Source organism: Rhizobium sp. BR 249, assembly GCF_047445895.1.
Taxonomy (GTDB): Bacteria; Pseudomonadota; Alphaproteobacteria; order Rhizobiales; family Rhizobiaceae; genus Rhizobium.
Genome location: NZ_JARWKX010000022.1, coordinates 106,603 through 113,714, shown reverse-complemented (window position 1 = coordinate 113,714; position 7,112 = coordinate 106,603). Strand labels below are relative to the sequence as shown.

Annotated in this window: 7 protein-coding genes and 4 tRNA genes; 4 read left to right on the top strand and 7 right to left on the bottom strand. The window is 60.0% G+C overall.

Annotated features, from left to right (window positions below; all coding sequences use genetic code 11):
• The coding region (locus QD408_RS20375; protein ID WP_414140540.1) for an NAD-dependent epimerase/dehydratase family protein at positions 1-367 on the bottom strand (367 nt) is incomplete at its 3' end.
• Between the two features lie 455 nt (positions 368-822).
• Between QD408_RS20375 and QD408_RS20370 the strand changes: the two genes are divergently transcribed.
• Both QD408_RS20370 and recJ read left to right on the top strand, forming a co-directional pair.
• Positions 823-1,068: a hypothetical protein gene (locus tag QD408_RS20370; protein ID WP_088680884.1), complete on the top strand. Its 246-nt coding sequence runs from the start codon at positions 823-825 to the stop codon at positions 1,066-1,068.
• An 80-nt stretch (positions 1,069-1,148) separates the two neighbouring features.
• Complete coding sequence (gene recJ / locus QD408_RS20365) at positions 1,149-2,951, top strand: single-stranded-DNA-specific exonuclease RecJ (protein ID WP_414140539.1); 1,803 nt, start codon at positions 1,149-1,151, stop codon at positions 2,949-2,951.
• A gap of 47 nt (positions 2,952-2,998) precedes the next feature.
• Here recJ and QD408_RS20360 read toward each other — a convergent pair.
• From QD408_RS20360 to gloA, 5 genes are all read right to left on the bottom strand, one after another.
• Positions 2,999-3,073 (bottom strand) — tRNA-Glu (locus QD408_RS20360).
• Positions 3,074-3,251: 178 nt separating this feature from the next.
• Positions 3,252-3,326, bottom strand: a tRNA-Glu gene (locus QD408_RS20355).
• Positions 3,327-3,404: 78 nt separating this feature from the next.
• Positions 3,405-3,479 (bottom strand) — tRNA-Glu (locus tag QD408_RS20350).
• A gap of 198 nt (positions 3,480-3,677) precedes the next feature.
• Entirely contained in the window at positions 3,678-4,742 is a 1,065-nt protein-coding gene (locus QD408_RS20345; RefSeq protein WP_414140541.1) for a D-Ala-D-Ala carboxypeptidase family metallohydrolase, read from the bottom strand.
• Between the two features lie 186 nt (positions 4,743-4,928).
• The gene (gene gloA, locus QD408_RS20340) at positions 4,929-5,369 is read right to left on the bottom strand and encodes a lactoylglutathione lyase (RefSeq protein WP_088680881.1); all 441 of its coding nucleotides are present in this window, start codon (positions 5,367-5,369) and stop codon (positions 4,929-4,931) included.
• A gap of 195 nt (positions 5,370-5,564) precedes the next feature.
• Here gloA and QD408_RS20335 point away from each other — a divergent pair, with 195 nt between their 5' ends.
• Both QD408_RS20335 and QD408_RS20330 read left to right on the top strand, forming a co-directional pair.
• Positions 5,565-6,143 carry a cold-shock protein gene (locus tag QD408_RS20335; RefSeq protein ID WP_088680880.1) on the top strand — a complete coding sequence of 193 codons (579 nt, stop codon included), beginning with the start codon at positions 5,565-5,567 and terminating at the stop codon, positions 6,141-6,143.
• A gap of 1 nt (position 6,144) precedes the next feature.
• A complete protein-coding gene (locus tag QD408_RS20330) occupies positions 6,145-6,633 on the top strand; it encodes a DUF192 domain-containing protein (RefSeq protein WP_414140538.1) in 489 nt (162 codons plus the stop codon).
• A gap of 70 nt (positions 6,634-6,703) precedes the next feature.
• Here the strand turns inward: QD408_RS20330 and QD408_RS20325 are convergent.
• Positions 6,704-6,780 (bottom strand) — tRNA-Pro (locus tag QD408_RS20325).
• Positions 6,781-7,112: the final 332 nt, after the last annotated feature.

Genomic DNA, 7,112 nt, shown 5'->3' with positions numbered 1-7,112 from the left:
GATCGCCATAGACTTCCGAGGATGAGGTGAAGCAGAAGCGGCCGCCCTTCTTCAGGAGGTCGAGCAGGCGGAAGGCGCCGAGCAGGTTTGCGGCAATCGTCCGCTTCGGTTCTTTCATGTACCAGGGCGGCGAGGCCGGAGAAGCGAAATGGTAGATCTCGTCGAATTTCTCCGATGTCTGAAGAGTTTCGGCGTCGGAGCGGACGAAATGGAACCGCGAATCCTTGATGTGCGCTAGATTCTCCGCCCGGCCGGTCCAGAGATTGTCGACGACGACGAGCTTTTCGACATCGTTGCGAAGCAAAAGCTTGTCGCACATGTGCGAACCAATGAAACCAGCCCCGCCTGCTACTAGAACTCTTTTCATTTCGCCAACTCCTACATGGCTGTTATGCCTTAATTAGTCTCTCGTGATATAACGAAGTCAATCTACCCCTGCGCTATTGATATTATTAACATTAATGCACGCGAAGGCGCTGTGACGATGGTCAATTGCGCGAGGTCATGAAGCCGTTCATCGAGAAGCGTGGTCTCAAAGCAGCGGCAGACGTCTCTTCGGGGTCCATTCCGGGCCGCCATCCGCTCGGCGATCGAACCGCCCGACCGCTATGATCGCTTTGAATATTTCTTTTCGGCAGTATTGAGACGCAGGCTTCTTTTTGCCGGTTTCGAGTTTTTCACAACCGCCCTATTGTACGCCGGTTCAGCCGCAAAACTTTTTGTGACTTGTGTAACATCCCCTAACGGAAGCCTATATTAACAGATACCGAAATATTGATAGAATTAAACCGGAAGTGGTGAGTCGTCGGCCGGGAGATTTTCATGAATAAGGACAGCCATGCCGGGAAGGGGCATGGCTTACCGAGTGAGGTGCCGCCGGAGCGTCCTGATATGCTCGAGGAAGCCCTCAAACCGATCCGCCATGAAACTCGCCGAGAGGCTCGGGAGTGGATTGACGGCGGCAAGGACAGGGAAGGCCGAAACTGGGCCATTCTACTGACGTTGTTTTCGTTCCTGCTGGTGCAGCTGGCCGGCATCGCCCTGATCATCTGGGCGATATTCTGGTAAAAAGCCGTGTCTGCAAACCCGTCGCTATGTTATCTCCGCTGCTCCTGTAAAAAGAGCAGATGAAGTCAGCGGAGTTTGGCATGGCAGATCTCGTCGATCCGGTACAGCGCGCGTTTCTCGGCGTGGAGAAATCCGCGCTCGACAATCGCTGGGTCGCGCGGCTCGATCAGGCCGGGCAGAACCGGGCCTTGGCGATGTCGCAGATCCACGGACTGCCGGATCTGATCGCCCGCGTGCTGGCCGGGCGCGGCGTGACGGTGGACGAGGCGATCGAATTCCTCGATCCGACGATCCGCAGCCTGATGCCCGATCCCCATAAGCTGACCGACTGCGAAAAGGCCGCCACCCGCCTTGTGAGTGCGATCGAGCGCGGCGAGAACGTCGCGATCTTCGGCGACTACGACGTCGACGGAGCGGCTTCTTCGGCGCTGATGTTCCGCTTTCTCAGCCATTTCGGCGTCAAGGCGAACATTTATATTCCCGACCGCATCTTCGAAGGTTACGGGCCTAATCCGACTGCGATCAACCAATTGATCGACAACGGCGCTCAACTGATCGTCACCGTCGATTGCGGCTCCACCAGCCACGAGGCGCTAGCTGCCGCTGCCGCGCGCAACATCGATGTCGTCGTCATCGATCACCATCAGGTGACACACGCGCTGCCGCCCTGCCATGCGCTCGTCAATCCGAACCGCGAGGACGATCTCTCGGGGCAGGGGCATCTTTGCGCCGCCGGCGTGGTTTTCATGGTGCTGGTCGCGACGCTGAGATTGCTGCGCGCCGCCGGCAACAAGCGCATCCTGGCGATCGACCTGCTGCAATGGCTTGACATCGTGGCGCTTGCGACGGTCTGCGATGTCGTGCCGCTGAAGGGCCTCAACCGCGCCTATGTGGTGAAGGGGCTGGTTGCTGCCCGCCACCAGAGCAATGCCGGGCTTGCCGCACTCTTTCGCAAGGCGGGGCTCGCAGGCCCGGTCACGCCCTATCATTTCGGCTTTCTGATCGGCCCGCGCATCAATGCCGGAGGGCGGATCGGCGATGCGGCGCTTGGAAGCCGCCTGTTGACGCTCGACGATGCCGGGGAGGCGGAATTGATCGCGCAGCGCCTCGACGAGCTCAACCGGGAGCGTCAGGCGATGGAGGCGATCATGCTGCAGGAAGCGGAAGCCGAGGCGCTCGCCGAATATGGCGACGGCGAGGGGGCCTCCGTCATCGTCACGGCCCACGAGAAATGGCATCCCGGCATCGTCGGCCTAATCGCGGCGCGGCTGAAGGAGAAGTTCAAGCGGCCCGCCTTCGCGATCGCTTTCGATCCCTCCGGCCGCGGCACCGGTTCCGGCCGCTCCATCAACGGCTTCGACATGGGCAAGATGGTGCGGGCTGCGGTCGATGAGGGGATTCTCGTCAAGGGCGGCGGCCATGCCATGGCCGCAGGATTAACGGTCGAGCGCGCCGATCTCGGCAGGCTGAGGACCTTCTTCACGGAGAAGGCCGCAAGGACGGTTGCCGGCCTCGTCGCCAACGAGACGTTGAAGATCGATGGTGCGATCGGCGCGAGCGGCGCCACCCTGGAACTCATCGACCGGCTGGAGGCCGCCGGTCCTTACGGCTCCGGCCATTCGCAACCGCTCTTTGCGGTGCCTGCGCATCGTGTGCGCGATGCGCGGCTCGTCGGCGAGAAACATGTGAAGGTGACGCTGGAGGCAATGGACGGATCGAGGCTCGACGGCATCGCTTTCCGCGCCGCCGACACGGCCCTCGGCAACCTGCTGCTCAACTCACGCGGCGCCAGCCTGCATGTCGCGGGCTCGCTCGGCGCGGATCATTACCAGGGCGCGCGCCGCATCCAGCTACGCGTCTGCGACGCAGCGCCGGCGAAATAGGACTGACGCGCAAGCGCTTGAAAGACATGGGATTTGGAGAGAAGAAGTGGCACGCCCTAGGGGAGTCGAACCCCTCTTCCCAGAATGAAAATCTGGTGTCCTAACCGATAGACGAAGGGCGCTTCCTTCGTGGTGGCGCCCTTATAGTCAGCACCTTCGAAAGCCGCAAGCGCCAAGACGCGAAAAAATCATCGTTTTCGTCGATTTTTTTCGGCTGTGGAAAACCGCGCCGCCGCGGGAAGGCGAAGCCGGAGAAAGATCGGCGTTGGGGAGGGTTTCGGCCGGATTACACGACCAAGCTGGTACGCCCTAGGGGAGTCGAACCCCTCTTTACAGAATGAGAATCTGTCGTCCTAACCGATAGACGAAGGGCGCAGGCCAACTTCGTTAAAATAGGAAAGCGCAGTGACATCTGCAAGCAGATCACGAAATACTGCGATAATTGAGGGAAAGTGGCACGCCCTAGGGGAGTCGAACCCCTCTTCCCAGAATGAAAATCTGGTGTCCTAACCGATAGACGAAGGGCGCTTCCTTCGTGGTGGCGCCCTTATAGTCAGGCACTTTCAATCCGGCAAGCGGCAAATTCGATTTTTTTCAAAAAAATGACAGATATTTCGGCTGGCATATTATTGTGGATTAGGTTAGCCGAATCAATGGTTTGTGAGCGTTGCTGCAAGCCGGTGGGTGTGATCTGACGTTGCGTTATGCCCATCCGCCCTTGCGGGATCAGATCGCTCTTGCGGTCGTTATTGGCGCGCGTTTACCGCCGCAACCCCAGTTCCAGTCACGGGTTTTGCCGGTATCGACATGGATCGAATCCGTGTGGCAATAGGTGCCGACGCCGCCGCGGCTCGGCAGCGAGCGGATATAGGCGGCGATATCCCATTTCGATACGCCGTCGATCTGGATGTCGGCGGCCTCGCAGCTTTTATGCATCGATTCGTCGGCGCCGCCGACCAGACGGTTATGCTCTTCGTCGCGATAGCCTGACGTGACCATCACGGGCCGGCCGAAATGGGTCTCGGCCGCCTTGATGATTTTCAAGAGATCCGGCTTGAAGCAGCCGACTTCGACATTGTCGTTCTGAAGATGCAGCCCGTTCGGCGCGATACGCGTCATGCCGGGGAGGGCCGTCTTGTGCAGGAGGCCCGAGAGGCTGCCGAGCAGGTTCTGTTTCGGGGCGCTGTAAAGCGCATTCATCGTCGAGGCTGGAATGCTGCCGGTCGCCAGCGATGCGGTTTGAACGGGGGCCACCTGCGTGCTGGTATTTTGCGAGGACTGCTGCGGCAGCACCGGCTCCGCCTGTTGTCCGGACACGGGCTGCTGGCTGTAGACGCTGCTTCTCGCGGGTGAGACGCCTTCGGCCGGCGCATAGGAATTGACGCCCTGCGGCTGAATGATGGTGGACGTGCTGTTGTTCTGCGGCGCCGGTTGATGATCGGAGAAAATGCTCATCGCCTGCGCATTGATCCGGGTCGACTGCATGACGAGCCCGCCGATATTGGCGGGCGCCGCCGTTGAGGGATCTGCGGGCGGGGCGGCAGCATTCGGATCCTGCGTAACGACCTGAGGAGCGGCTTGAGCGCCGGAGACGTTTACAAGGTGAGGATCGGTGTACATCGAGCGTCGGCCGGATGTTGCAGGCGCTGCAGCGGCAGCCTGAGGTGCCGCAGCCTGCACTGCCGGCGCCGCTGGAATGGCCGCGGCGGAATCGAGCGCCTTCTTGTCCGACACGCAACCAGCCAGCGCCAGCACCGAAGTGGCGATCAGCAAAGCGCCCGTCAGGGGCATCCGCAGCTCAGTATTACGCAAGCGACCGGTCTCCAGTTGATGCGGAAAACGGGCAAAAACGCCTTTTACCGCTTCGAGTCAGCCGGAGATTGCCTGCGGGGCCGGATCGCGGCAAGCGCCAAGGCGCCGGCCGGACCCGAAATCGCAAAAGCCGCAAGCTTCGCAAAAGCCTGGCGGCGAAAAGCCTTACCAGGCGCCGGTATTGCCCATCGAGGCCCAGGGTTCGGCGGCCGGAAGAGGGCTGCCCTTCTGCAGGATTTCGATCGAGATACCGTCCGGCGAGCGCACGAAGGCCATGTTCCCGTCGCGCGGCGGGCGGTTGATGGTGATGCCGTTGTCCATCAGCTTCTGGCAGGTCGCATAAATATCGTCGACCTCATAGGCGAGGTGGCCGAAATTGCGTCCTCCGCTATAATCTTCCGTATCCCAGTTGTAGGTGAGCTCGAGGCAGGGGGCCTTTTCGCTGCGCGCACGGTCGACATCATCGCGAGCGGCCAGGAAAACCAGGGTGTAGCGGCCCTTCTCGTTTTCGTGGCGGCGGATCTCCTCCAGCCCGAACAGGGTGGTATAAAAGGCGAGCGAAGCGTCCAGGTTTTTGACGCGAACCATAGTGTGGAGATAACGCATTCTATTTACTCCTTTATTGGGGCTAGCCCTTTTCGGCCAGCCGTGGTCAGCTTCGGGCAAGTCATCTTTATAAAATGTGCAGCTGGGAATAACCGAAAACTAGGACTTGCGCTTATCCGTTACCAAGATGTTAATCTTGATTTCAAGAATCAGTTAACCGTAACAGTGTGACGCGTATTCGAGGGGCTGGCGACAATGGCAGACAGGATTTCAGCGAACCAATACTCCGATCTCGACGAGCTGTCGGGTGAGGCGGTCGATCTTGTCGAAATCACCGGGGTCGTCAAGTGGTTCGACGTCGCCAAGGGTTTCGGCTTCATCGTGCCTGACAATGGCATGCAGGACGTTCTCCTGCACGTGACCTGCCTTCGCCGCGACGGTTATCAGACGATCCTCGAGGGAACGCGCATCGTCGCCCTCATCCAGCGCCGCGAGCGCGGCTACCAGGCTTTCAAGATCCTCTCGATGGACCAGTCGACGGCGGTCCATCCCTCGCAGCTTCCGCCGGTGCGCACGCATGTGCAGGTCACCGCGACGAGCGGGCTCGAGCGCGCCCTCGTCAAGTGGTTCAACCGCACCAAGGGCTTCGGCTTCCTGACGCGCGGCGAGGGCACGGAAGACATTTTCGTGCACATGGAAACGCTCCGCCGCTTCGGCCTGACGGAACTGCGCCCGGGCCAGGTCGTCCTCGTCCGCTTCGGCGACGGCGAAAAGGGCCTGATGGCTGCGGAAATCCATCCCGACGTACCGAGCCCGGCAAGCCGGTCGCACTGATATGCGCGGCCCCATTCTGTTTCATGCGATAATAAGCGCCATTCTGGCGCTTTTTTTCATGGCCGCTCTGCCGGCTTTGGCCGAGGACGAGATCAGGTTCGACAAGGAACCGCTGCTCATCCAGACCGCTGCGGGCAAGACGCTGCATTTCACCGTCGAGGTCGCCTCATCAGCCGATCAGCGTGCCCGCGGGCTGATGTTCCGCAAGACGATGGCCGCTGACGCCGGCATGATCTTCGATTTCGGCCAATCGCGGCGCGTCGCCATGTGGATGGAAAATACCATCCTGTCGCTCGACATGCTCTTTGCCGACGACACCGGCACGATTCGCCACATCAAGGAAAATGCCACGCCCTATTCCCGCGACATCATCGATTCGATGGGCGAGGTGAAATACGTCGTCGAACTCAACGCCGGCGTCGTCGCCAAACTCGGAATCAAGCCGGGCGACAGGATCGTCAGCGCCACGACGACAAACAAGGCCAAGTGACGGCGACGCCTGGCCCGCGCACGTGACTGCTCGTGCGGGCGCAAGAAATCAACAATATCAGGACATTGAATGGTCGGAGTGGAGAGATTCGAACTCCCGACCCTCTGGTCCCAAACCAGATGCGCTACCAGACTGCGCTACACTCCGTACCGTGAATGGCAGGGGGAATACACGGTTCACTTCTCCGTCGCAACCCATAATCCGGCGCTTGCAGGAGATTCCTCGCCTGATGTGTGGATACGAACAGCAAAGAACTTATGGAGCGCCGGTTTGCCTTACGGGCACAACTGAACGTCAAGACGAAGGGCCGGCCTCAGCCCCGGCCGAGCAGGCCGATATATTGGGCATAGCTGATGGCAACGTAGAAGAAAGCCGTAATGCCAGCCCCGATCATAATGGCATTGAACTCTGCCGAACGTCTCATCATGACTGCAATCCCTGGAACCCGACTGGCCGTAAACTAGTGCCGAGGAGCCTAT

What these genes read in the sequence shown, in the direction of transcription:
- QD408_RS20345 (WP_414140541.1), bottom strand. Translation starts at nt 4,742, where the DNA reads ATGCCCCTGACGGGCGCTTTGCTGATCGCCACTTCGGTGCTGGCGCTG.
- QD408_RS20370 (WP_088680884.1), top strand. Translation starts at nt 823, where the DNA reads ATGAATAAGGACAGCCATGCCGGGAAGGGGCATGGCTTACCGAGTGAG.
- recJ (WP_414140539.1), top strand. Translation starts at nt 1,149, where the DNA reads ATGGCAGATCTCGTCGATCCGGTACAGCGCGCGTTTCTCGGCGTGGAG.
- gloA (WP_088680881.1), bottom strand. Translation starts at nt 5,369, where the DNA reads ATGCGTTATCTCCACACTATGGTTCGCGTCAAAAACCTGGACGCTTCG.
- QD408_RS20335 (WP_088680880.1), top strand. Translation starts at nt 5,565, where the DNA reads ATGGCAGACAGGATTTCAGCGAACCAATACTCCGATCTCGACGAGCTG.
- QD408_RS20330 (WP_414140538.1), top strand. Translation starts at nt 6,145, where the DNA reads ATGCGCGGCCCCATTCTGTTTCATGCGATAATAAGCGCCATTCTGGCG.